Consider the following 23,472-nt stretch of genomic DNA (forward strand, 5'->3'; position numbering starts at 1 on the left):
GGTACATTCCATCCCAAGCCGTTCGCCGCCCCTGCGTGCGGAGAAGCGACACGGCGGTGAAATGTTGTTAACGTCGGCAGGGATGCACCCGGGAGCCGCACCCAATAGGATTTCTGCCTCACCGCCCCTCGCCCCAGCCGTCCAGGAGAACGCATGCCCCGTCCGCTCATCGGGATCACGAGCCACCTCGAACCGGCGCGCTGGGGAAGCTGGGTGCGCGAGGCCGCGCTCGTGGCCACACCGTTCCTGCGCGAGGTCGACCGCGCGGGAGGCCTGCCCGTCGTCCTGGCCCCGGTCCACCCCCGGCGCGTCGACGACCTCGTCGCCCGCTTCGACGGCTTCGTCTTCACCACCGGCGCGCCCGTGGGCGCCTCCGAGGAGGACGAGGCCGACCCGCGACGCGACCGCTTCGAGACCGAACTCGTCCGCGCCGCAGTCGAGGCCCGCCGTCCCTTCCTGGCCGTCGAGCGCGGCCTGCAGGTCCTCAACGTCGCGGCGGGAGGCAGCCTGCTGCCCGCCCGCGGTCCCGCGCTCCGCCTGGTCGACACGGACGTGACGGTCAACGTCAGCAGCGGACTGGGCAAGGTTCTGGGCGACCACGCCCGCGTGCGCCGCGCCGACAGCCCCGGCGTCAACCGGATCGGCGCGGGTCTGGTCCCGGTGGCCTGGGACGGCGCCCAGGCGGTCGAGGCGCTGGAGGTGGCCGACCACCCCTTCGGTATCGGGGTGCGCTGGCGTCCCGAGGAGGCCGACGACCGCCGACTCTTCCGGGCGCTGGTCGAACAGGCCGGAGCCTGACCGCCGCCCGGCGCGGCCGGACGGATTCCGTCGGCTGAGGCAGGAGGACAACCGCCGGACGGCGGGTAGGCTCACCCTCGAACGGGGAGGTGAGATGGCGACCGCGACGAATCCGGGGGACCAACGCGGCGCGGCGGACCGGATCTGGACGATCCCGAACATGATCAGCGTCCTGCGGCTGCTCGGTGTCCCGCTGTTCCTCTGGCTGGTCCTCGGCCCGCGGGCCGACGTGTGGGCGCTGGGCGTGCTCGCGGCGGCCGGGCTCTCGGACTGGCTCGACGGCAAGATCGCGCGGGCCTGGAACCAGACCAGCAGGCTCGGCACGCTCCTGGACCCCATGGCCGACCGGCTCTACATCTTCGCCGCGCTGCTGGGCCTGGTCGTCCGGGACATCATCCCCTGGTGGCTGATGGCGATCCTGGTCCTGCGCGACGTGCTCATCCTCGGCTCGCTGCCGATCCTGAGATACCACGGATACGGGCCGCTTCCGGTCAACTTCGCGGGCAAGGCGGCCACGCTGTGCCTTCTCTACGCCTTTCCGCTGCTGTTTCTGGCCGGGTACTCGGGAGCCGTCGGATATGTGGCGCAAATCGTTGGTTGGGCCTTCGCGATATGGGGAACAGCCCTCTACTGGTGGGCCGGACTGCTGTACTCGGTCCAGGGTGCCCGGCTGATCGGACGAAGCCGCGCCCTGGAACGCGCCCCGGGAGGTGACACGAGCACCGAGGCGCGGACGGCGGACACGCCGGCCGACACCGCACGGGCGGTGAAGCGCGGTACCCAGGCTTGAGGGCCTGAACCGTCCCGTGGCCGGTGACTCCGGGCCACCGCGTCGTGACAACGAAGGGAGCAACATCCCCACCATGAGACCCCGTGCCATGGCGGTTCGCCGAACGATCCCCGGGGCTTGGAGGTGGCCGCGATGAAGGCCGTCGTGATGGCCGGTGGTGAAGGCACCCGTCTTCGCCCGATGACCGCCAACCAGCCCAAACCACTGCTACCCGTCGTCAACCGGCCGATCATGGAGCACGTGCTCCGGCTGCTGAAGCGACACGGATTCGACGACACGGTCGTGACCGTGCAGTTCCTCGCCACCCTGATTCGCAACTACTTCGGGGACGGCGAGGAACTCGGAATGACCCTGCGCTATGTCGCGGAGGAGGTGCCGCTCGGCACGGCGGGCAGCGTCAAGAACGCCGAGGAGCACCTCCGGGGAGAGCCGTTCATCGTCATCTCCGGTGACGCGCTCACCGACATCGACCTCACCGACATGGTGCGGTTCCACCGCGAGAACGGCGCGATGGTCACCATCGGACTCAAGCGGGTCGCCAACCCGCTGGAGTTCGGCATCATCATCGTCGACGACGACGGCCGCATCCAGCGGTTCCTGGAGAAGCCCACCTGGGGGCAGGTCTTCTCCGACACCGTCAACACCGGTATCTACATCATGGAGCCCGAGGTCCTGGAGCACGTCGCCGCGGGTGAGAGCGTCGACTGGTCCAGCGACGTCTTCCCCAAGCTGCTCAAGGACGGCGCCCCCCTGTACGGCTACATCGCCGACGGCTACTGGGAGGACGTCGGCACCCACGAGAGCTACCTGCGCGCCCAGGCCGACGTGCTCTCCGGCAGGGTCGACGTCGAGATCGACGGCTTCGAGGTCTCCCCGGGCATCTGGGTGGCCGAGGGAGCCGAGGTCGACCCCGACGTGGTCCTCAAGGGACCGCTCTACGTCGGCGACTACGCCAAGGTCGAGGCCGGTGCGGAACTGCGCGAGTTCACCGTGCTCGGCAGCAACGTGGTGGTGCGTTCCGACGCGTTCCTGCACCGGGCGGTGATCCACGACAACGTGTACGTGGGCACCCGCGCCAACCTGCGCGGCTGCGTCGTCGGCAAGAACACCGACATCATGGCCGGCACCCGGGTCGAGGAGGGCACGGTCGTCGGCGAGGAGTGCGTCATCGAGTCCGAGGCCTACCTCGCCAACGACATCAAGGTCTATCCGTTCAAGACGATCGAGGCCGGCGCGGTCGTCAACGCCAACGTCATCTGGGAGTCCAAGGGCCAGCGCTCGCTGTTCGGTCCCCGCGGCGTGTCCGGGCTGATCAACGTCGAGATCACCCCGGAACTCGCGGTACGGCTGGCCAGCGCCTACGCCACCACCCTGAAGAAGGGCGCGGTGGTCACCGCATCCAGGGACGTCTCCCGGGCGGCGCGGACCCTCAAACGCGCGGTCGTCAGCGCCCTGACCGCGGCGGCCATCAACGTCCAGGACCTGGAGGCCGCCCCGCTGCCGCTGGCGCGCTTCCACACCTCCCAGTCGGGGCTCAGCGGCGGCATCGCGCTGCGCACCACACCGGGGGACCCGCAGTCGGTCGACATCGTCTTCCTCGACCCCAGCGGGGCCGACCTGTCCCCGGCCGCCCAGCGCAAGCTGGAGCGGGTCTTCTCCCGCCAGGAGTACCGCAGGGCCTTTCCCGGTGAGATCGCCGAACTGTCCTTCCCCTCCCGCAGCGTCGAGGCCTACACGCAGGAGATCCTGCGCAGCATCGACCTGTCCGGGGTGGACGAGGCGAACCTGAAGGTCGTGGTGGACTGCGCGGGCGGTACCGGATCGCTGATCCTGCCCGCCCTGCTCAGCCGGATCGGCGCCGACGTGCTCACCGTCAACAACCGCCTCGACGAGGCGTCGCCCACCGACACCCTGGCCAAGCAGATGCGCGACCTGCAGCGGCTGGGCGAACTGGTGGCGTCGGCGCGGGCCGACTTCGGCGTCAGGTTCGACCCGGTGGCCGAGCGGCTGCAACTGGTCGACGGCAGCGGCCAGCTGGTCGACAGCGAGCGCGCGCTGCTGGTGGTGCTCGACCTGGTGGCGGCCGAGCGCGGGGGCGGCCGGGTGGCGCTGCCGGTCACCACGACCCGGGTGGCCGAGCAGGTCGCCCGCTTCCACGGCGTCCAGGTGCAGTGGACCCCCACGGCCATCGACGAGTTGACCAAGGCCGCACTGGCCGAGGACATCATCTTCGCCGCCGACGGCCGGGGCGGGTTCGTCATACCGGAGTTCTCCCGCACCAGCGACGGAATCGCCGCGTTCGTGCGACTGGTCGGACTGGTGGCGCGCACTAAGATGTCGCTCAACCAGATCGACCAGAGGATTCCGCAGGCACACCTGCTGCGCCGTTCCGTGCCCACCCCGTGGGCGGTCAAGGGCAGCGTCATGCGCGAGGTGGTCGAGGCCGCGCAGGGCCGCGAGATCGACACCACAGACGGGGTCCGGGTCATCGAACCCGACGGTTCCTGGGCGCTGGTGCTCCCCGACACCGCCGAGGCGGTCACCCATCTGTGGGCCGAGGGGCCCGACGATGACACCGCCCAGCGGCTGCTGGAGGAGTGGGCGGCCGTGGTCGAACGGGCCGAGGGCTGACCTTGGACCGGGCGCGCGGCCCCGGGGGGCTTCCCGGGGCCGCGCGCCCGCCGTGTGCGGAGTTTGAAATCAGCCTGGAATCAGGGAAGACTCCGAGCACGGCACGGCCTCCGGCGCCGTGCGGATATGGTTTAGAGCCGAGTGCTCTTGGTGTAAGAGATGGTGAAAAAAGAGGTGATTATGGGGAAGGGATATGGAAAGGACCTGACCTGAGGCGCGGAGGTCCTCGGACCGCCATCTCCGTAACCTGTATGTCACCCAGTCGATTCAAGGACCGCCCCGTGCGGTAGGAGGCCGAGCCGACCTATGTCGAACTGCACGCAGTGCGGTCACGCCGTTGCGGATGATGCCCGTTTCTGCTCCAACTGCGGTTCCCCCGTCAACCGGTCACGAGGGGATCTGTCGCAGCCGCGTGAGCGCCGCGACCGCGTCGGCGAGACGACGTCCACGATCTCCATCAGCGGCATCCAGGCGCTGGAGGCCGAAGCTGACGGCGTCGAGGACGTGGCTCCCGACACGGCCGCCGTGGAAGCCCTGCCCCCCGGGACCGCCCTGCTGGTCGTCAAGCGCGGACCCAACGCGGGCAGCCGTTTCCTGTTGGACAAGGACGTCACCACCGCGGGACGCCACCCCAACAGCGACATCTTCTTAGACGACGTGACGGTTTCCCGACGGCACGTGGAGTTCTACCGACGCGGTGGCTCCTTCGGAGTTCGCGACGTGGGCAGCCTGAACGGCACCTATGTCAACCGCGAACGCATCGACGAGGCCGAACTCGGCGGCGGCGACGAGATCCAGATCGGCAAGTTCCGCCTGGTTCTCCTCACCAACCCGCGTCGCTGACCGGCGACCGACGCGACTGTCGCGGAGCGGGCGGGTCCGACCCCCGGCCCCGCCCCCCGAGCAGGTTTGCCGCGCCCAGGACCGGAGAGCCTTAGGAGAGGACCGCCGGGGGTCCGGTGTCCGCGACTGACACGGGCGGGCCCCGGCGGTGTACCGTGGGGAATGGAGCAGAGCGCACTTCGGCGTGTGCCCCTCCGAACGCGACAAGTCGTGGGACGGAGCCGCAGTGAAGCATATGGAGGTCGTCGGCGTCCGGGTGGAGATGCCGGCCAACCAACCGATTGTCCTGCTCAAGGAGACCGACGGGGAGCGCTACCTCCCCATCTGGATCGGCGCGGTCGAGGCCACCGCCATCGCGCTGGCACAGCAGGGCGTCAAACCCGCGCGCCCGCTCACCCATGACCTCCTCCGTGACGTCCTGGAGGCGCTGGACACCACTTTGACCACGGTGAACATCACCGCGTTGGAGAACGGCGTCTTCTACGCGGAGTTGGTGTTCTCCAACGGCGCCGAGGTCAGCGCGCGCCCCTCGGACTCGATCGCGCTGGCGCTGCGCACGGGGGCTCCCATCTACGTGCGCGACGACGTCCTCGACGAGGCCGGAGTGGCGATCCCCGACGAGCAGGAGGACGAGGTGGAGCGCTTCCGGGCGTTCCTGGACAACATCACACCCGAGGACTTCGGCAGGATGACCTGAGGCGACGGCCGGGAGCGGACGGGCACGCGCCGCGGCCGTGCCGACGAATCGATGTCGTCCGCGACGCGCCGAGGACTGTCGTTGACGCTGTCCATGCCCCCGGCTTACCGTCGGGGGGTGAAGCAGCCTGCGACGCCAAACCTGGTATCTCCCCTAGTCAAACCGTCGCAGGCCGGGAAGCCGGAGGTTCGGCGTGGCGGTTATCAGCGACAAGCAGAAAGCCTCCGAGCATCGGCGGGCAGCCGTGCGGTGGGCGGGTGAGCAGGGCCTGCTGTGTGAAGAGGACGTGGTGGGGCTGCCGATGGACGTCGGATACCGTGGCCCCGCCGCCTGCGCGGCAGCGGGGATCACGTATCGCCAGCTCGACTACTGGGCGCGCACCCACCTGGTCGAGCCGAGCGTCAGCGTGCCCGGCGGGGAGCAGCGTCTGTACAGCTTCCGCGACATCCTCGTCCTCAAGGTCGTCAAGCGGCTGCTCGACACGGGCATCTCCCTGCAGCAGATCCGCACCGCGGTGGAGCACCTGAGACAGCGGGGCACCGCCGACCTGGCCCAGATCACCCTGATGAGCGACGGCGTGAGCGTCTACGAGTGCACCTCGCCCGACGAGGTCGTGGACCTGCTCCAGGGCGGCCAGGGAGTGTTCGGGATCGCTCTGGGACGGGTGTGGCGGGAACTGGAGGCAAGCCTCGGCGAACTGCACGGCGAGCCGCTGGGCGCCGACGAGGACCCGCACCCCGGGGACGAACTGGCCCGGCGCCGCCGCCAGCGTCGCACCGGCTGACCGCCGGCGCCTCCGGGCCCGCGCCCACCGGCGGCGGGTGTGACCGGCATCTCGGAGCCGCGGGGAGCGCCCGGGGTGCGGATCGGTACCATGAGGAACGTGGCGGACCGGTACGGCACCGGCCGTCAACGACCGGCCGTTGACACCACACGGGAGAGACTCCGCGCCGCGGAGCGCCGACGGGGCAAACCTCCCCAGCAACCTCTCAGGCACCAGGGACCGTGTGGGACAGGCACTCTGGAGCACGGCGGCGCGTCGGCCGCAGGTGACAGAGGGGGAGACCAAGGAGCAAGCCGCCCGGCGGCCCAGCGACCAGGAGGTCTCCATGTCGGATCGCCCCACACCCGCCCCCCGGCCCGCGACGGAGTTCGCCGACCGGCACATCGGCCCGGACGCCGACGAGCGCGCCGCGATGCTCGAGGCGGTGGGCTACGCCTCCACCGCCGACCTGATGGCCGCGGCGCTGCCCGACAGCATCCTGAGCGCCCCCGGCGCCCCCGCGCCGCTGGACCTGCCCGAACCGGTCGGTGAGGCCGCGGCGCTGGCCGAACTGCGCGCACTGGCCGACCGCAACCGGGTGCTGGTCTCCATGATCGGGCAGGGCTACTACGACACCGTCACCCCGCCGGTGATCCGCCGCAACGTGCTGGAGAACCCCGCCTGGTACACCGCCTACACCCCCTACCAGCCGGAGATCTCCCAGGGGCGCCTGGAGGCGCTGCTGAACTTCCAGACGATGGTCGCCGACCTCACCGGCCTCCCGGTGGCCGGGGCCTCCCTGCTGGACGAGGCCACCGCCGCGGCCGAGGCGATGACCCTGGCCCGCCGGGTCGACAGGAAGAAGCGGTCGGTGTTCGTGGTGGACGCCGACGTGTTCGAGCAGACCCTGGCGGTGCTGCGCACCCGAGCCGAACCCCTGGGCATCGACCTGGTCGTCGCCGACCTGTCCGAGGGGCTGCCCGACGTCGACGCCTTCGGGGTGCTCGTGCAGTACCCGGCGGCGAGCGGGCAGGTGCGCGACGTGCGCCCGGTGGTCGAGGCCGCCCACGAGCGGGACGCGCTCGCCGTGGTCGCCGCCGACATCCTCGCGCTGACCCTGCTGCGCAGCCCCGGCGAGTTGGGCGCGGACGTCGCGGTGGGCTCCACCCAGCGCTTCGGGGTGCCCATGGGCTTCGGCGGCCCGCACGCCGCCTACATGGCGGTGCGCCAGGGGCTGCAGCGGCAGCTTCCGGGGCGGCTGGTCGGCGTGTCGGTGGACGCCGCCGGAAGGCCCGCCTACCGCCTGGCCCTGCAGACCCGCGAGCAGCACATCCGCCGCGAGAAGGCCACCAGCAACATCTGCACCGCCCAGGTGCTGCTCGCCGTCATGGCCGGGATGTACGCCGTCCACCACGGTCCCGACGGCCTGCGCGCCATCGCCGAGCGGGTGCACCGCCGCACCGCCGAACTCGCCGCCGGACTGCGCGGGGCGGGCGTGGAGGTGCTGACCGACTCCTTCTTCGACACGCTGCGGGTGCGGGTGCCCGCGCGCGCCGCCGACGTGGTCCGCGCCGCCCGCGACCTCGGCGTCAACCTGTTCCTCGCCGACGCCGACACCGTCGGCCTCTCCTGCGACGAGACCACCACGCCCGAGCACGTCCAGACGGTGCTGCGCGCCTTCGGTGCCCAGACCCCGCCCGACGGCGCCGACGTTTCCTCGGCGCTGCCCGCCGACCTGGTCCGCGACGTCGACTACCTGGACCACCCGGTGTTCCACACCCACCGCAGCGAGACCTCCCTGCTGCGCTACCTGCGGCGGCTGGCCGACCGGGACCTGGCGCTGGACCGCACCATGATTCCGCTGGGCTCGTGCACGATGAAGCTCAACGCCACCGCCGAGATGGAGGCGGTCAGCTGGCCCGCCTTCGCCGGACTGCACCCGTTCGCGCCGCTGGACCAGGCCGAGGGGCTGGTGCGGATCGTGCGCGACCTGGAGACGTGGTTGGCCGAGATCACCGGCTACGACGCGGTGTCTCTGCAGCCCAACGCGGGCTCCCAGGGCGAGTTCGCCGGGCTGCTGGCGATCCGCGGCTACCACCGCAGCCGGGGCGAGCAGCGGCGCGACGTGTGCCTGATCCCCGGTTCCGCGCACGGCACCAACGCCGCCAGCGCCGTCATGGCGGGCATGCGGGTCACCGTCGTGGCCTGCGACGACGGCGGCAACATCGACCTGGACGACCTGCGCGCCAAGATCGCCGACACCGGGGACGAGCTGGCGGCGCTCATGGTCACCTACCCCTCCACGCACGGGGTGTACGAGGAGACCATCACCGAGGTGTGCCGCCTGGTCCACGAGGCGGGCGGCCAGGTCTACGTGGACGGCGCCAACCTCAACGCGCTGGTGGGCTGGGCCAGGCCGGGTGAGTTCGGCGCGGACGTCAGCCACCTGAACCTGCACAAGACCTTCTGCATCCCGCACGGCGGCGGAGGCCCCGGGGTGGGGCCGGTGGCGGTGCGCGCGCACCTGGCCGACTTCCTGCCCAACCACCCGGCCCGCACCGAGGCGGGACCGCACACGGGCGCGGGCCCGGTGGCGGCGGCGCCGTTCGGCTCGGCGGGCATCCTGCCGATCTCGTGGGCCTACATCCGCATGATGGGGGAGCGGGGCCTGCGCGCGGCCACCGAGAACGCCGTGCTGGCCGCCAACTACGTGGCCCGGCGGCTGGCCCCGTACTACCCGGTGCTCTACACCGGTCCGAACGGTCTGGTGGCGCACGAGTGCGTCATCGACATCCGGGGCCTGCACAAGCGCACCGGGATCTCCAACGACGACATCACCAAGCGGCTCGTCGACTACGGCTTCCACGCGCCGACCATGTCCTTCCCGGTGCCGGGGACCCTGATGGTCGAGCCGACCGAGAGCGAGGACCTCGCCGAGCTGGACCGGTTCGTCGACGCGATGATCGCCATCCGCGCCGAGATCGACCGGGTGGCCGACGGCGGCTACGACCGCGAGGACAACCCGCTGAAGAACGCCCCGCACACCGCCGAGGCGCTCACCGCCGACGACTGGAAGCACGCCTACTCGCGCGAGGAGGCCGCCTACCCGCTGCCGGGCCTGCGGCAGAACAAGTACTGGGCGCCGGTGGGCCGCATCGACCAGGCCTACGGCGACCGCAACCTGGTGTGCGCCTGCCCGCCGCCGGAGGCGTTCGGCGACTGAGCCGCCCGCCGGTCGGCGCGGTCGTCCGCGCCGACCGGCGGAGGGACGCTCCCCCGCAACCAGCGAATCTACGCTGTAAAATCCCCGGTCCGGTTGCCGCCCGGGCGCCGGAACCGAGGGCGCGACCGCCGACCTCCTGAAGGGAAGACCACCCAGGAACGGGGGAGGAGAAGCGGACAGGCGGAAAACGCCTCCGCGATATGGCAGGGTGGGATGGTCGATGTCCAGTCAGGAGGAGTCGCGAATGACAACGCTCGCGACCGAGGCCGCCCAGGCAGCGGATAGAGCGGAACCGGGTTCGACCGACCTCTTCACGAGGCTCGACAGCCTGCCGGAGACCAGGCTGTGGCGGGCCGAGAGCTTGGACGGGGAAACGGTCACCTTGTCGCCCACGCCTGTTGGGCGCCACGGCCGAAACCTGCGAGAACTGGAACGCCAGTTGGCACCCCACCTCCCGCAGGGCACTGATGACGAGACCCGTCTTGAGATCCGGATGCACCACCTGCAGCGCAGCGTGACCCCGGATCTCTTCGTGGCTCCCGAGGAAGTGCTGGACACCTCCTCGCAGCACTGGATCGGCCCTGACGACGTGCTGCTCGTGGCCGAGGTGACTTCCAGAAGCAACGCCGGTGCCGACCGCGAGGCCAAACGCGGCATCTACGCACGGGCGGGCATCGAGTTCTACCTCCTCATCGATCCGCTGCTCGGCAAGGCCACGTTGTACGCCGGTCCCGAGGGTGACGACTACCGGGACCGGGCGGTACGCAACTTCGGTGAGAAGTTGGCCGTTCCCGAGCCGTTCGACTTCGTCCTGGACACCTCGCGGCTGCGCGCGTACTGACCGGTTCTTCGGGCGCAGGCCCCGTCCCTCAGGGCGGGGTCAGCCCGTTGCTTCCTCGCTGTGCTGGTGCTTTTGCCACCACTGGTAAGGCACCAGCACAGCTCGGGGTTCGCCGTTCTTCTTCACGATGGTGTGCTCTCCCCTGTAGTGAGCCTGGTCGATGCGTCGGCCGAGTTGGTCGCGGAGTTCGTTTGTTGCGAGTTCATCCATACCCCAACGGTACTAGAAGAACGAACATGACGTTTAGCACTAGTGGTACCGTAAGTACTGTGCAGCTTCGCTGCAGGTACCGCATCCACCCAAGCCCCGGCCAACAGCAGGCCCTTGCTCGGGCTTTCGGGGGCGCCCGCATGGGCGCTCCCCGGTTCCGGTCACGCAAGGACGACCGGCAGGCGATTCGCCTGCACTCCGGGGGTTTCCGTATCCGTGCCGACGGTCGCCCGAACCCGGCGAAGATCGGGGATGTGCGGGTGGCGTGGCCACGCGACCTGCCGTCCGCGCCCACCTCGGTCGCCGTCATCAAGACCGCCGACGGCCGGTACTACGCCTCATCCGTCGTGGAAACCGACCCGGGCGGGAAAGGCGGACACTCGGCCCCGGTGGTGGATGAGCACGGCCAGGACGTCGAACTCGCTCCGGACCTGGGGTTGAACACGTTCGCCACCGACCAGCACGGGCGCACGATCACCAACCCGCGTGCACTCCGCCGGGCCGAGAGGCTGGACGCCTGTGGAGACCGGGTAAGACCAGCCCCCGGGGTGGCTCAGGTCGGTGGAGCAGGAACCCACCGGAGCCTGGCATGAGCCGGGCAGAAGAAGTCCCCGCCTTTCAGGGCGGGGAGGACGTCAAGTCCGAAACCCCCGCGTCCCCCGCCGCACTCGGCGACACCGAGGCCGCCCTCCTGTGCGACCAGGCCCGGGACCTGGCCGAGGCGGGGCACCTGGAACGCGCGGCCGCGCGGTACGAGCGCGTGGTGGCCCAGGCCGGACCCCGACACCGGGCGCGGGCCGCGCTGGGGCTGGCCGTGGTGCGCGAGCGGAGCGGCGACACCGCCGCCGCGCGGCGCGCCGACGAGACCGCGATCGCCACCGAAGACACGGAGTTCGCGCCGCGCGCCGCCTACCACCTGGCGCTGCTGTGCGAGGGCGAGGGAGACGCCGAGGCGGCGGCCGACGCCTGGCGCACCGTGCTGGCCCTCGGCAACGAGCGCTACCTGGCGGTGGCCCACCACGGGCTGGCGCGGCTGGCCGAGTCGCGCGGTGACCGCGACGCCGCGCGCGGCCACTGGCAGCGGGCGCTGGACGCGCCCGCAGACCCCGAGACGGTGGCCGAGGCGGCCCGCGACCACGCCGAGCGGCTGCTGGAGCGCGGCGCGGTCGCCGAGGCCGCCGAAGCCGTCTCTCGGGGGCTGGCGGCTCGGGAGACGCCCGCGCTGCGGGTGCTGCTGGGCGCGCTGCACGTGGAGCGGGCCATCGCCGAGTTCGACGCGGCCCTGTCGGACGGTTCCGGAGCGCTCGACCCGGACAGCGCGGCGGTCGCCCACGAGCTGCTGGCGCGGCTGCTCGCCGTGCGCGGCGACGCGGAGACGGCCGAGCGCGTGTGGCACGGCGGCCTGACGCACCGCGACGGCGAGGTCGCCGCGCTGGTCCGCGCGCGGCTGCGGCGCGGCTTCCTGGAGCCCGACCCCGAGACCGCCGAGCGGACCGGCGAGGCCGAGTCCTGGTGGGACCCCTACCTGGAGGCGGCGGTGGCCTCCGACAGCGCGCCGCTGCTCGCCGGGGAGTTGTTCGTGGCCCTCAGCCGGATGCACGCCCTGCTGGCGGTGCGGCAGGCGGACGGGGCCGCCTCCGCGACGGAACTGCGCGCCGCGCTCGCCGGGGCGCTGCGGGTGGGAGACGACTACGTGTGGGGCCGCGCGCTCCACGACGACCTCCGCGGGCGGCTGCGCCGCGCCGACGGCTCCGCCTGATCCGGCGGCTCAGCCGCGCACCGCGTGGTAGATCATCGCCGCGACGTAGGAGACGCCGCCGACGAAGCCCAGGAAGGCGAAGGTCATCGTGGCGGCATGGTCGGTGATCAGGCCGTAGCAGAAGCCGCCCACGACCGTGAGGGCCATCACGTGGCCGACGAAGGCCGCGGCCCTGGAGTGGACCGAGCGCTGGCGCTCGTCGATCGCCGAGCCGCGCAGCAGGTCGGCGGCCTCGAACCGGCGGGACAGCACCACCAGGGCGACCGCGTAGCCGACCATGACGGCCAGCACCGCCGCGGCCAGGCCGGGCTCGCCGCGCAGCGCCACCGGGACGGCCAGCAGCAGTCCCAGAGCCACGGAGGTCCCGGGGACGAGCCAGCCGCCCGCGGGCGGGGACGTGTCAGGCCGACGTCGCCTGTTCTTCGTCTGCATGGAAGATCTCCTCCACGGGTCGTCGGAAGAGGCGCGCGATGCGGATCGCCAGCGGCAGCGAGGGGTCGTAGCGGCCCTTCTCGATGGCGTTGACCGTCTGCCGTGAGACCCCGAGCCGTTCGCCGAGGGCCTGCTGGGACCAGCCCCGCGCGGTGCGCAACGCGCGAACGTCGTTGTCCATTCCTCTCCCTGTGTCAAGCTTCCTTAACATGGAAAGTAGGCTTGACATCCCGTGGTGTCAAGGGTGTTTTCCATCGGGGGTGGCCGCCAGCTCCCTCCGGGACAACCGGTCGGCGCGGCGGATCGGCTCGCAGATCCGGTACCTCGGGGACAGGCGCAGCACCAGCGCGCAGGCGGAGTCCAGGTCCACGCGGTGCCCGACGGAGACGTACACCGGTTTGACGCCGTCCTGGACCCGCAGGCAGCGCCCCACCACCTCGCCGCCGTCGACCAGGTCGGCAGCCGACCCGCGGGCGGGACCGGGCTCGGCACAGCGGCCCACGAACGCGGTCTTGGCCACGCCGAGCACCGGCCGGTCCAGCAGCACGCCCAGGTGGCAGGCGAGCCCGAACCGGCGCGGATGCGCCAGCCCGTAGCCGTCGCAGACGTAGACGTCGGGCTCGACGTCCAGCCGCTCCAGCACGGTCAGCAGCGGCGGCAGCTCCCGGAACGCGAGCAGTCCGGGAACGTAGGGGAAGGACGGCGCGGCCCGCACGGTGGCCTGTGCCACGACCTCCAGCGTCGCGGCGTCCAGCACGGCCGCGGCCGCCACCAGTTCGGTCGCGCCGTAGCTGACGTCCAGTCCCGCCACCAGCCGCACCCCGCCGGGGTCGAGCGGTTCGGTCCGCACCCGGGGGGCCAGCCGGTCCTGCACAGCGCGCGCCTCGGACGGGTCGGAGGGCCGGAGTTCCTCCCGGGCCGGTTCCGGAAACACATGCGGCATGGACGCATCCCCTCGGATCGCTGGGCGGACGACCTGTTCAGCCTGCCACGCCCTCGCGGTCCGCCGCGCGCCGGGAGGGCGGCAGCGCCGCCACGCAGTCCCAGCCGAAGACCACGGTGTTGATGACCGTGAACACCGCGAGCGGGGGAAGAACCCCGACAGCGCCGCGGTGCGCTCGGGGTCGCCGACGAACCGGACCGGGCCGCCGAGCACGGCCGCGCCCACCCCGGCGGCGACCGGTCCGCGCAGCCACGCCACCGTCCCGCGGCGGAGGGCGGGCAGCCCCGACCGGGGGGCTTTCGGCGGCGGGGGACCGCCCGCGAGGCGGTGCGCGAACCGCGTCGGCCCACGCGACCACGCTGTGCCCGTAGGCCGCGGTGAAGCCCGGGTCCAACGCGCCGAGCCCGTGGCCGGCGTCGGCGTGGCCGCCCGCCTTCAGGTGCCCGGCGATGATCAGCAGCAGTATCACGTCCAGCACCGGGACCAGTAGGAGCAGCACGGTGCTCGACCGGCGCATGCGCAGCAGGCGGCGTGCGCCCGGTCCGCCCAGCAGCAGGACCCAGAACAGCACTTCGCAGGCCAGGATCGCGGTGACGATCATGGGCTCCCTCGCGGGTCCGTTGTCCGCGCGAGGAAGGAGCGGGCGTACTGCTTTCGGATGACGCGGCCGTGGACGGGGCCGTGCTGAGATGGGAGCGTGCGACAGGCCCGGGTGGAGTTACTGGACCGCGAGGCGCTGGGCGGTCTCTCGCGGCTGGGCAGCCTGCTGTGGGCGGCGGCCAACCTGGCGGTGGGACTGCTGCTGTGGGTCCTGGGGGTGTTCGTGCACCGGGACGGGGTCGATCCGCGCTGGCTGCTGGTCCCCCTGACGGTGGTGTGCGCGGCTCTGCCGCTGCGGCGCACCCGCCCCGGGACCGGGCTGGCGGTGGCCACGGCGGGGCTGGCCGTGGACGCGGCGGTGCTGGGACCGTCGGTGTGGCCGGTGGTCGTCTACGGCGACCTGCTGTACGCGGCGGCGGTGTGGGGCGGCTCCCGACTCGTCCACGGGGTGGTCGCCGCGGTCACCGCGGGCGGCGTGGCGACGCTGGGCCTCGGCGGTTTCCTGGTCCGCTCCATGCTGGTCGCCGACGGCCTGCTCGGGCTGCTGCAACTGATCGGCCTCTACACCCTGGTGTTCGTCACACCGCTGACGGGCGGGCTGAGCGTGCGCGCCCACCGGGCACGGGCCGAGCTGGAACGCCAGCGGGCCGCCCAGATCGCGCGGCTGGCCGAACTGGACCGGGCCAACGCGGTCGCGGCGGAGCGTGCGCGGATGGCTCGCGAACTGCACGACGTCGTCGCCAACCACCTCAGCGCGGTGGCCGTGCAGTCCACCGCGGCGCTGGCGCTGCGCGACTTCGACCCCGAGCGGGTGCGCGGCGTGCTGCGGGTGGTACGGGACAACAGCGTGCGGGGGCTGGCGGAGATGCGCCGGATGATCGAGGTGCTGCGCGCGGGGGACCGCCCGGATCCGGAACCGGTCGCCCCCCGACTGGGCGAGGCCGGTCGGCTGGTCGCCGTCGCGCGGGACGCGGGTCTCGACGTGGTGCTCGACGGTGTGGAGGACGTCGGTGAGCTGCCCGCGCGGGTGGACGCGGCGGCCTACCGGATCGTGCAGGAGTGCCTGACCAACGCGCTGCGCTACGCCGCGCCCCAACGGGTCCGGATCGTGGTGGGCCGCGCGGGCGCGTCCGATGGTGCGGTCGGGCTTCTGGTGGTGGAGGCGGTCAATCCGGTCGCGGAGTCGGCGCAGCACGCCGTGCCCGAGGGGCTGGGCGCGGGCGCGGGACTGGCCGGGATGCGGGAGCGGGCCGCGCTGCTGGGCGGCCGTCTCCGCGCGGGGCCCGACGGCGACGGGAGTTGGCGGGTGCGCGCCGAGTTGCCGGTCGAGCCGTGACGCGGTGCAGAGGACAGGGGAGGACACGTGGTCAGGGTCGTGGTGGCCGAGGACCAGGCGGCGGTGCGCGCGGGGCTGGTGATGATCCTGGGGACCGATCCCGACATCACCGTGGTGGCCGAGGCCGCCGACGGGCAGCGGGCCGTGGAGGCGGCCCTGCGCCTGCGGCCCGACGTGGTGCTCATGGACGTGCGCATGCCCCGCAGGGACGGCATCTCCGCCACCCGGGAGCTCGCCGCGGCGGGGGTGGACGTGCTCGTGCTGACCACGTTCGACCTGGACGAGTACGTGTTCGGGGCGCTGCGCGCGGGCGCGGCGGGGTTCTTGCTCAAGGACGTGGAGGCCGCCGACCTGGTCGAGGCGGTGCGCACGGTCGCGCGCGGCGAGGGGATGATCGCGCCGTCGGTGACCCGCAGGCTCATCCGCGAGTTCGCCGGGACCCGGCCGCGGCGGGAGGAGGTGGACCCGGCACTGCTGGACCGGCTCACCGGTCGCGAGCGCGAGGTGCTGGCCCGTGTCGGCGAGGGGCTGTCCAACCAGCAGATCGCGCGCCGCCTGCACATCACCGAGACCACCGTCAAGACCCACGTCAGCCGTATCCTGACCAAACTCGGCCTGCGCAGCCGGGTGCAGGCGGCCATCCTCGCCCGGGAGGCCGGGCTGCGCTGAGCCGCGCGGCCCGCTCCCCGGGGCGGTCCGCGCGGGCGGGTCAGCGGCGGGCGGTCAGACCGGTCAGGAGCGCGTCGAGGCCCTCGGCGAAGACGCGGTCGTGGTCGGTCTCGACGTCGCGCAGGGACGCGACGGTGGGGAAGCGCCCGTCGATCACCGCGGGTTCGCGGCTGGGCAGCCCCTCGTCGCGGACCTGGTGCACCACCGCGCCGATCACGTAGGAGTCGAGGGCCGCCGCCGCGCCGGGAACCGCCTGCGGGGGCAGACCCGCCTCGGTGAACGCCGCGTAGTGCAGTTCGGTGGCGCGCAGGGCCGCGACGGTGTCGGGACGGCGGTGGATCATCAGCGGCAGGGCGCCCGAGTGGCGCAGCAGCGCGGCGCGGTAGTCGTGCGCCCAGTCACGCAGCCGCTGGTCCCAGGGGCGCTCGTCGGGTCCGGGGTCCTGCGCCTCCTCTTCGGTCTCCTCCGCGGACTCCGCGCCGTCGGGCGAGGCGGCGCGGGTGGGATCGCTGATGTACTCCACGATCGCGCCGAACAGCTGCTCCTTGCCCAGCGGGAAGTGGTGGTAGATCGCCATCGCCTCGACCTTGAGGGCGTCGCCCAGGCGGCGCATGGTGAGGTTGCGCAGCCCCAGGCCGTCGATGATGCGCAGGGCCTCGGTGACGATGAGTTCGGCGCTGAGGCCGGCGTTGTTTCGGCTCACACCGCCATCTTAGACTTACCGCGTAAAGTCGGATGCGGATTGGTGCGAGGGTGTCGGAGAACGATCACCGGACCCCTCTAGAGTTGTCCCTAGCCATCCGAGACAAGGAGCGAGCATGGTGCTGGGAGCCCGCAGGGTCAAAGCAGAGGCGCGTGCGCGGTACGCCGAGGACGTCGAGCAGGCGGAGCGGCTGCCGGAGTTGCTCGAGGCGGCGCGCGGGGCCGAGGAGGAACTGGCGCGGGCCCGCGGGGCCGGTGCCGACGTGGCACAACTGCACCGGCTGGGAGTCGCCTACGACGCCGCGCTCACCGACGCGATGCGCGCCGCCTACGCGCGTCAGCGCGTGCTGGTCGGCGTGCGCGGCTACGAGGACCGCATCTACCGGCGGCGCAGGCTGGCCCGGCCCGAGGTCAGGGAGGCCACCGAACTCGCCGAGCGCCTGCTGACCCTGCGGGAGCGGCACCGGCTGCACGGCATCGAGCGGGTTCCGCGCAGCCCCGTGGCAGCCTGAGGGAAGGGATGCCATGGCGACGGACTTCGTACGCATCGATCCGTCCTCGAAGGTCCCGCCGTACGAGCAGATCCGCGCGGCGGTCGCCAACGCCGCCGCCACCGGTCGGCTGCCCGTCGGCTACAAACTGCCCACGGTGCGCGCCCTGGCCGGTGAACTGTCGGTGGCGGTCAACACCGCGGCACGCGCCTACCGGGAACTGGAGCAGGCGGGGGTGGTCGAGACCCGGGGCCGTTCGGGCACCTTCATCGCGGCGGGCGGCGACCGGCAGCGCGCCGAGGCGCTGGCCGCCGCGCGCCGCTACGCCGAGACCGTCTCCCGGCTGGGTATTGCCCGTGAGGAGGCCGTCGCCATCGTCCGCGCCGTGTTGCACGGCTGAGCTGGTCAGTCGCTGACGCTGCGCGCCACGACGAAGTAGAGCATGAGAACACCGACCCAGGCGACCAGCATTCCGGCGGAGCCCGCTATACCCGCGCCGATCGCGGTGAGCGGGACGGCCACGCCCAGCGAGACGATCGCCATGACCATGCGCACGGTGTTGCCCCGCACCCCCCTGCCGTTGGGCAGGGCCCCGGCCTGGATCCGCGCGTCGATCTGGGCGCTGACCTGCTGGGCGATGGTCTGGTCGAGGCGCTCGGCGAGCGCGGAGGCCACGGCGTCGTCGTAGTCGGGGCCGAGTTCGCGGCTGGTCTTCAACGAGGCGGCGATCTCGTCGCGGGGGACAGGCTCGGTGCTCATGCGTCCAGTATCGGCCACCGCGGCACGGGGTGCCCAGGGCGGGCGGGGAATTCGGGGACGATTCAGGGAGATCCCTGATCAGCGCGTCCCGGGCGGTACGGCCCGAAACCGCGTCGCGGCTCCGACACACCGTCCCCGAGGTGTGGGAGCCGCGACGTGCGGGGCGGGCCGGGTCAGCTCGCGAAGTCCAGCAGCTGCTGGGCGCGGCTGGGGTGCCGCAGTTTGGACAGGGACTGCTTCTCCAGTTGGCGGATGCGTTCGCGGGTCAGCCCCAGGTGCTTGCCGATCTCGTCCAGGGTGCGCGGACGTCCGTCGAGCAGGCCGAAGCGCAGCGACATGATGGTGGCCTCACGGGGCTCCAGGTCGTCGAGCGCGCGGCGCAGCTGGTCGGCCATGAGCTGGCGGTCCACCACATCGGAGGCCTCGGAGGCGTCGACGTCCTCGATGAGGTCGCCGATCCGGGTCTCGCCGTCCTCGCCGATCGTGGAGTCGAGGCTGATCGGCTGGCGGGTGACCCGCAGCAGCTCCTCGATCTGGGCCGGGGTCTTGTCGAGTTCGCGGGCCAGCTCCTCGGGAGTGGGCTCGCGTCCCATCGTCTGGTGCATGTCCCGCTCCAGACGGCTGACCTTGCTCAGCAGCTCCAGGACGTGCACGGGCAGCCGGATGGTGCGCGCCGAGTCGGCGAAGCCGCGCTGTATGGCCTGGCGGATCCACCACATGGCGTAGGTGGAGAACTTGTAGCCCTTGGCGTAGTCGAACTTCTCCACCGCGCGGATCAGGCCGAGGTTGCCCTCCTGCACGACGTCGAGCAGGGACATGCCGCGGTCGCTGTACTTCTTGGCCACCGACACCACCAGCCGCAGGTTGGCCTCCAGCATGTGGGCCTTGGCGCGGCGGCCGTCCTCGGCGATCCACTCCAGCTCCTCGCGCTCGGTGTCGCCCATCTCCCGGGGTTCGGGAGCGCCGTCGAGGAGTCCCAGCTTGTACTCGGCGAGCAGGCCCGCCTCGATCCGCTTGGCGAGGTCGACCTCCTGCTCGGCGGTGAGCAGTTGACGACGTCCGATAGCTTTGAGGTAGGTGTGGACCGAGTCGCCCAGGGCCGGCGAGTGGTCGTCCAGGTCGGCCTCGTGGCTGTCGTGGACCTCGGTCTCGGTCCGAGCCGCCTTCTTCCTCCGGTTCTTGCCCCTGCGGGGGCGGCTGTCGGCGGTCTCGGCGGTCTCGGCGGGCGTGGCCTCCAGGGCCGCTTCGAGGGCTTCGTCGTCGCCGGGATCGACCGATTCCAGTGTGGTGTCCTCGCCGTTGGCGAGCCGGACTCCGGCCTCGGACAGCTCCCGCAGGATGGAGCGGCCTTCGGCGGGGCTGATCCCGGCCTCGGAGAACGCGGTGCGCAGCTCGGAGAGAGACACGTGTCCCTGGGAACGTCCCCGGGTGATCAGCTCGTCGAGCGTCGCCGAGGCGGCCTCAACCTCCGCCGTCATGGGAGAGGCGGCTAGGGCAGTGCGCGACATGAGGGCACCTCCCTCCCTTCAAGACAGTCAGGCGCGTGGCGGAAGAGGAGAACCGCCGTCTTGGGCACGCCACTATGTCCAACGTGTGGAAGAGTCAAATGTTCCCGAATCTCGATTGGATATCGGCAGAAGTGATGGCGATCACCGGCTTCCCCGGCACTGAACACGCTGCGGATGAGGTAAAGGGGGACGGGCTGGTCGCGGGTGGAAGACAGCGGTGTTCACCCCGGTATGACGACGCGTGCGGCCGTGAAGTTCCCGATCAGGCCTGACCCAGGCGGCGCAGGTCCGGTTTGCCCGAGGCCAGGAGCGGCAGTTCGGCGCGGAGGTCGAGTTCCCGGGGGGCGGCGTAGCGCGGCAGGTGCGCGCCCACCCAGTCGCGGACCTGCTCCAGGGTCGGGGGCGCGGCCGGGTCGGCGGGGACGACCACGGCGCTGACCCGCTGCCCCCACTCGGGGTCGGGACGGCCCACCACCACGGCCTCGGCGACCGCGTCCATCCGGTTCAGCAGGGCCGCCACCTCGGCGGCCACCACCTTGTGCCCGCCGGTGTTGATGACGTCGTCCATCCGGCCCCGCACCCGCAGCCGCCCCTCCTCCAGCACGCCCAGGTCGCCGGTGCGCAGCCAGCGGCGGCCGTCCCGCTCCACCAGGTGGTGGGCGGTCAGGTCGGGACGCAGCCGGTAGCCGTCGCACAGCATCGGCCCCGACAGCCAGATCCGCCCTTCCGAGTCCACCTCGACCGCGGCCCCGTCCAGGGGCAGGCCGTCGTAGACGCAGCCGCCGCAGGTCTCACTCATGCCGTAGGTGGTGACCACGCGCGCCCCCGCCTGCCGGGCGGCGCGCAGCAGGTCCTCTCCCGCCGCGGCGCCGCCCAGCAGCACGGTGCGAAACAGCGACAGGTCCGCGCCCGCGGCCAGCAGGCGGCGCAGCTGGGTGGGCACCAGCGACACGTGCGGGCGGTGTTCGGCGGCCTCGGCCATGACCGCCGCCGGATCGAAGGGGCGGTGCAGCACCGGCGCGCCCAGGACCCGGGCACGCAGCAGCACCTGCAGGCCGGAGACGTGCGCGGTGGGCAGAACGCACAGCCACGGCTGGTCGGGCAGCGCGCCGATCCGCGCCACGGACGCGCGGGCCGCGGCCAGCAGCGCGGCGGTGCCCAGCTCCACGCCCTTGGGGCGGCCGGTGGACCCGGAGGTCGCGATGACCAGCGCGGTGTCGTCGGCCACGGCGAGGCCGTCGGACAGGGGGGTCACGCCGTCGGGGGTGCGCACGCTCGCCGGGCGCATCGTCTCCAGCAGGACGCGCAGGTGCGGTCGGGGAACCTCCGACGCGACCGGCAGCAGGGCGGGTCCGCGTCCGTCGAGAGCGGCGTCCACGAGGTCGGTCAGACGCTCGGGGGAGAGGCCCACCGCCGCCTGCAGGGGGCGTCGATTCGGCATGGACGTCAAGGGTAGTGCGTGAGTGGCCTGCGGAGGCGGCTAGGGTGGACCCCCGAAAGCGCAAGGTCGACCAGGAGAGGCGAGAACGTGGGCAGCGTGGTGGACTGGAAGCGGTCCGGGGACTACACCGACATCATCTACGAGACCGCCGAGGGTATCGCCAAGATCACCATCAACCGCCCGGAGGTGCACAACGCCTTCCGTCCGCAGACCCTGTTCGAGTTGCAGCAGGCCTTCAACGTGGCCCGTGACGACTCCTCGGTCGGCGTGATCATCTTCACCGGCGCCGGTGACAGGGCGTTCTGCTCCGGAGGCGACCAGAAGATCCGCGGCGACGACGGCTACCTGGGTGACGACGAGGTGGCCCGGCAGGGCATCGGCCGACTCAACGTGCTCGACCTGCAGGTGCAGATCCGGCGCCTGCCCAAGCCGGTCATCTGCATGGTCGCGGGGTACTCGATCGGCGGCGGCAACGTCCTGCAGGTCTGCTGCGACCTGACCATCGCCGCCGACAACGCCCGGTTCGGCCAGACCGGTCCCAAGGTCGGCTCCTTCGATGGCGGCTACGGCTCCTGGCTGCTGGCCGAGACCGTGGGCCTGAAGAAGGCGCGCGAGATCTGGTACCTGTGCCGCCAGTACAGCGCCGAGGAGGCGCTGCAGATGGGCATGGTCAACGCGGTGGTGCCGCTGGAGCGGCTCGAGGAGGAGACCGTCGCCTGGGCGCGGGAGCTGCTGGAGAAGTCGCCGCTGGCGCTGCGCATGCTCAAGGGGGCGCTGAACGCGGTCAGCGACGGCGCGGCGGGGATGCAGCAGTTCGCCGGGGACGCCACCATGCTCTACTACATGAGCGAGGAGGCGCAGGAGGGCCGCGACGCCTTCAAGGAGAAGCGCCGTCCCGAGTTCGACAAGTTCCCGCGCCGTCCGTGAGGGGGCGGGCGTTCGCCATCCCGCTGCGGACCCGCTTTCGCGGCGTCACCGTGCGCGAGGGGATGCTGGTGCGCGGCGCGGCGGGGTGGGGGGAGTTCTCCCCGTTCGCCGAGTACCCGCCCGCCGAGTGCGCCCGCTGGTGGGCGGCCTGCCACGAGGCCGCCGAGGTCGGCTGGCCCGAGCCGGTGCGCGACCGCGTCCCGGTCAACGCCACGGTCCCGGCCGTGGGCCCGGAGGAGGCGGCGCGCCTCGTCGCCGCCTCCGGCTGTGCCACGGCCAAGGTCAAGGTCGCCGAGCGCGGCCAGACCGAGGCCGACGACCTGGCCCGGGTGGAGGCGGTGCGTGACGCGATCGGCCCCTCGGGGAAGGTGCGGATCGACGTCAACGGCGCGTGGGACGTCGACACCGCGGTGCGCATGATCCGGGCGCTGGACCGCTTCGGGCTGGAGTATGTCGAGCAGCCGTGCGCCACGGTCGAGGAGTTGGCGCTGGTGCGGCGGCGGGTGGCGGTGCCGGTCGCGGCGGACGAGTCGATCCGCCGCGCCGAGGATCCGCTGCGGGTCCGCGACGCCGAGGCCGCCGACGTCGTGGTGCTCAAGGTGCAGCCGCTGGGCGGGGTGCGCGCCGCGCTGCGGCTGGCCGAGGCGTGCGGACTGCCCGTGGTGGTCTCCAGCGCGGTCGAGACCTCGGTGGGGCTGGCCGCCGGCGTGGCGCTGGCCGCGGCCCTGCCCGAACTGCCCTACGCCTGCGGACTGGCCACGATGCGGCTGCTGGAGGCCGACGTGTCCGCCGATCCGCTGCTGCCGCTGGACGGGGCGCTGCCGGTGCGCCGGGTCGAGGTCGACGAGGAGCGGCTGTCCGCCGTGGAGGTCGACGCCGCGGCGTGGCGGGACCGCATGGCCGCGGCGCGCGCCGAGTGGGAGCGCCCCGACCGGCCGCCGTGGCCGTGACGCGTCTTCTCGGGGCCTTCCGGACGGGGACGCGGGGCGTGCCGCAGACCACTGGTGTAGACCACGGGGCGGCGTAGCGGATCTCATCGGGCGGTGGTGGCGATCCCTCCGCGAAGGGGGCATATTCTCAGGTCCTATATGGTCGGCTCGCGGGTTCCC

At 72.2% G+C, this 23,472-nt stretch carries 25 protein-coding genes and 1 riboswitch; of the genes, 16 read left to right on the forward strand and 9 right to left on the reverse strand.

Going from position 1 to position 23,472, the window contains the following annotated elements; translation table 11 throughout:
- The first annotated feature begins 153 nt into the window (after positions 1–153).
- The 8 genes from NI17_RS04680 (at position 154) to NI17_RS04715 (ending at position 10,586) form a co-directional block, all read left to right on the forward strand.
- Positions 154–798, forward strand: a complete 645-nt coding sequence (locus NI17_RS04680; RefSeq protein WP_068692967.1) for a gamma-glutamyl-gamma-aminobutyrate hydrolase family protein — start codon at positions 154–156, stop codon at positions 796–798.
- A 94-nt stretch (positions 799–892) separates the two neighbouring features.
- Positions 893–1,588, forward strand: a complete 696-nt coding sequence (gene clsA / locus NI17_RS04685) for a cardiolipin synthase ClsA (protein WP_199860132.1) — start codon at positions 893–895, stop codon at positions 1,586–1,588.
- Positions 1,589–1,720: 132 nt separating this feature from the next.
- A complete protein-coding gene (locus NI17_RS04690) occupies positions 1,721–4,219 on the forward strand; it encodes a mannose-1-phosphate guanyltransferase (RefSeq protein ID WP_068692968.1) in 2,499 nt (832 codons plus the stop codon).
- Positions 4,220–4,525: 306 nt separating this feature from the next.
- Positions 4,526–5,062: an FHA domain-containing protein gene (locus NI17_RS04695; RefSeq protein ID WP_068692969.1), complete on the forward strand. Its 537-nt coding sequence runs from the start codon at positions 4,526–4,528 to the stop codon at positions 5,060–5,062.
- Positions 5,063–5,288: 226 nt separating this feature from the next.
- A complete protein-coding gene (locus NI17_RS04700) occupies positions 5,289–5,759 on the forward strand; it encodes a bifunctional nuclease family protein (protein WP_068692970.1) in 471 nt (156 codons plus the stop codon).
- Positions 5,760–5,952: 193 nt separating this feature from the next.
- A complete protein-coding gene (locus tag NI17_RS04705) occupies positions 5,953–6,543 on the forward strand; it encodes a MerR family transcriptional regulator (RefSeq protein ID WP_119267639.1) in 591 nt (196 codons plus the stop codon).
- Positions 6,544–6,683: 140 nt separating this feature from the next.
- Positions 6,684–6,775: riboswitch (glycine riboswitch) on the forward strand.
- A gap of 93 nt (positions 6,776–6,868) precedes the next feature.
- Positions 6,869–9,745, forward strand: coding sequence for an aminomethyl-transferring glycine dehydrogenase (gene gcvP, locus NI17_RS04710; protein WP_068692971.1), 2,877 nt, complete (start codon positions 6,869–6,871; stop codon positions 9,743–9,745).
- A 244-nt stretch (positions 9,746–9,989) separates the two neighbouring features.
- A complete protein-coding gene (locus NI17_RS04715) occupies positions 9,990–10,586 on the forward strand; it encodes a Uma2 family endonuclease (protein WP_068692972.1) in 597 nt (198 codons plus the stop codon).
- A 39-nt stretch (positions 10,587–10,625) separates the two neighbouring features.
- Here the strand turns inward: NI17_RS04715 and NI17_RS24610 are convergent, their stop codons facing one another.
- The gene (locus NI17_RS24610) at positions 10,626–10,796 is read right to left on the reverse strand and encodes a type II toxin-antitoxin system Phd/YefM family antitoxin (protein WP_084012760.1); all 171 of its coding nucleotides are present in this window, start codon (positions 10,794–10,796) and stop codon (positions 10,626–10,628) included.
- A gap of 260 nt (positions 10,797–11,056) precedes the next feature.
- On the opposite strand from NI17_RS24610, the gene NI17_RS04720 reads away from it, so the two are divergent.
- Both NI17_RS04720 and NI17_RS04725 read left to right on the forward strand, forming a co-directional pair.
- On the forward strand, positions 11,057–11,389 hold the full coding sequence (locus NI17_RS04720; protein ID WP_147416860.1) for a hypothetical protein: 333 nt from the start codon (positions 11,057–11,059) through the stop codon (positions 11,387–11,389).
- Positions 11,386–12,555, forward strand: a complete 1,170-nt coding sequence (locus tag NI17_RS04725; protein WP_211329434.1) for a tetratricopeptide repeat protein — start codon at positions 11,386–11,388, stop codon at positions 12,553–12,555. Before NI17_RS04720 ends, NI17_RS04725 begins: the two co-directional genes overlap by 4 nt.
- A 9-nt stretch (positions 12,556–12,564) precedes the next feature.
- Here the strand turns inward: NI17_RS04725 and NI17_RS04730 are convergent, their stop codons facing one another.
- From NI17_RS04730 to NI17_RS04745, 4 genes are read right to left on the reverse strand one after another with little or no spacing between them, the layout of a single operon-like run.
- Positions 12,565–12,987, reverse strand: a complete 423-nt coding sequence (locus NI17_RS04730; RefSeq protein WP_147416861.1) for a hypothetical protein — start codon at positions 12,985–12,987, stop codon at positions 12,565–12,567.
- Positions 12,956–13,168: a helix-turn-helix transcriptional regulator gene (locus NI17_RS04735; protein ID WP_068692975.1), complete on the reverse strand. Its 213-nt coding sequence runs from the start codon at positions 13,166–13,168 to the stop codon at positions 12,956–12,958. The genes NI17_RS04730 and NI17_RS04735 overlap by 32 nt, the downstream gene beginning before the upstream one ends.
- Positions 13,169–13,225: 57 nt before the next feature.
- Positions 13,226–13,930, reverse strand: coding sequence for an endonuclease V (locus NI17_RS04740; RefSeq protein ID WP_068692976.1), 705 nt, complete (start codon positions 13,928–13,930; stop codon positions 13,226–13,228).
- Between the two features lie 37 nt (positions 13,931–13,967).
- The gene (locus NI17_RS04745) at positions 13,968–14,531 is read right to left on the reverse strand and encodes a hypothetical protein (protein ID WP_068692977.1); all 564 of its coding nucleotides are present in this window, start codon (positions 14,529–14,531) and stop codon (positions 13,968–13,970) included.
- 96 nt (positions 14,532–14,627) lie between these two features.
- On the opposite strand from NI17_RS04745, the gene NI17_RS04750 reads away from it, so the two are divergent.
- Together NI17_RS04750 and NI17_RS04755 are read left to right on the forward strand one after the other, a co-directional pair.
- On the forward strand, positions 14,628–15,866 hold the full coding sequence (locus NI17_RS04750) for a sensor histidine kinase (protein ID WP_234402061.1): 1,239 nt from the start codon (positions 14,628–14,630) through the stop codon (positions 15,864–15,866).
- A 27-nt stretch (positions 15,867–15,893) separates the two neighbouring features.
- Entirely contained in the window at positions 15,894–16,535 is a 642-nt protein-coding gene (locus tag NI17_RS04755) for a response regulator (protein WP_068692979.1), read from the forward strand.
- Between the two features lie 40 nt (positions 16,536–16,575).
- Here NI17_RS04755 and NI17_RS04760 read toward each other — a convergent pair whose 3' ends face one another.
- A complete protein-coding gene (locus NI17_RS04760) occupies positions 16,576–17,238 on the reverse strand; it encodes a TetR/AcrR family transcriptional regulator (RefSeq protein ID WP_068692980.1) in 663 nt (220 codons plus the stop codon).
- Between the two features lie 115 nt (positions 17,239–17,353).
- Here NI17_RS04760 and NI17_RS04765 point away from each other — a divergent pair, with 115 nt between their 5' ends.
- Positions 17,354–17,749: a hypothetical protein gene (locus tag NI17_RS04765; protein ID WP_068692981.1), complete on the forward strand. Its 396-nt coding sequence runs from the start codon at positions 17,354–17,356 to the stop codon at positions 17,747–17,749.
- Positions 17,750–17,762: 13 nt separating this feature from the next.
- Positions 17,763–18,128: a GntR family transcriptional regulator gene (locus NI17_RS04770; protein ID WP_243597611.1), complete on the forward strand. Its 366-nt coding sequence runs from the start codon at positions 17,763–17,765 to the stop codon at positions 18,126–18,128.
- A 5-nt stretch (positions 18,129–18,133) separates the two neighbouring features.
- Here NI17_RS04770 and NI17_RS04775 read toward each other — a convergent pair whose 3' ends face one another.
- From NI17_RS04775 to NI17_RS04785, 3 genes are all read right to left on the reverse strand, one after another.
- Positions 18,134–18,487 carry a hypothetical protein gene (locus tag NI17_RS04775; protein ID WP_068692982.1) on the reverse strand — a complete coding sequence of 118 codons (354 nt, stop codon included), beginning with the start codon at positions 18,485–18,487 and terminating at the stop codon, positions 18,134–18,136.
- A gap of 173 nt (positions 18,488–18,660) precedes the next feature.
- Positions 18,661–19,995, reverse strand: coding sequence for an RNA polymerase sigma factor (locus NI17_RS04780; RefSeq protein WP_068692983.1), 1,335 nt, complete (start codon positions 19,993–19,995; stop codon positions 18,661–18,663).
- A gap of 262 nt (positions 19,996–20,257) precedes the next feature.
- Complete coding sequence (locus NI17_RS04785; protein WP_068692984.1) at positions 20,258–21,436, reverse strand: AMP-binding protein; 1,179 nt, start codon at positions 21,434–21,436, stop codon at positions 20,258–20,260.
- An 87-nt stretch (positions 21,437–21,523) separates the two neighbouring features.
- On the opposite strand from NI17_RS04785, the gene menB reads away from it, so the two are divergent.
- Positions 21,524–22,363: a 1,4-dihydroxy-2-naphthoyl-CoA synthase gene (gene menB / locus NI17_RS04790; protein WP_068692985.1), complete on the forward strand. Its 840-nt coding sequence runs from the start codon at positions 21,524–21,526 to the stop codon at positions 22,361–22,363.
- Positions 22,360–23,313 carry an o-succinylbenzoate synthase gene (locus tag NI17_RS04795; RefSeq protein ID WP_243597612.1) on the forward strand — a complete coding sequence of 318 codons (954 nt, stop codon included), beginning with the start codon at positions 22,360–22,362 and terminating at the stop codon, positions 23,311–23,313. Before menB ends, NI17_RS04795 begins: the two co-directional genes overlap by 4 nt.
- Positions 23,314–23,472: the final 159 nt, after the last annotated feature.

Origin of the sequence: Thermobifida halotolerans, from assembly GCF_003574835.2 — a bacterium.
Lineage (GTDB): Bacteria > Actinomycetota > Actinomycetes > Streptosporangiales > Streptosporangiaceae > Thermobifida > Thermobifida halotolerans.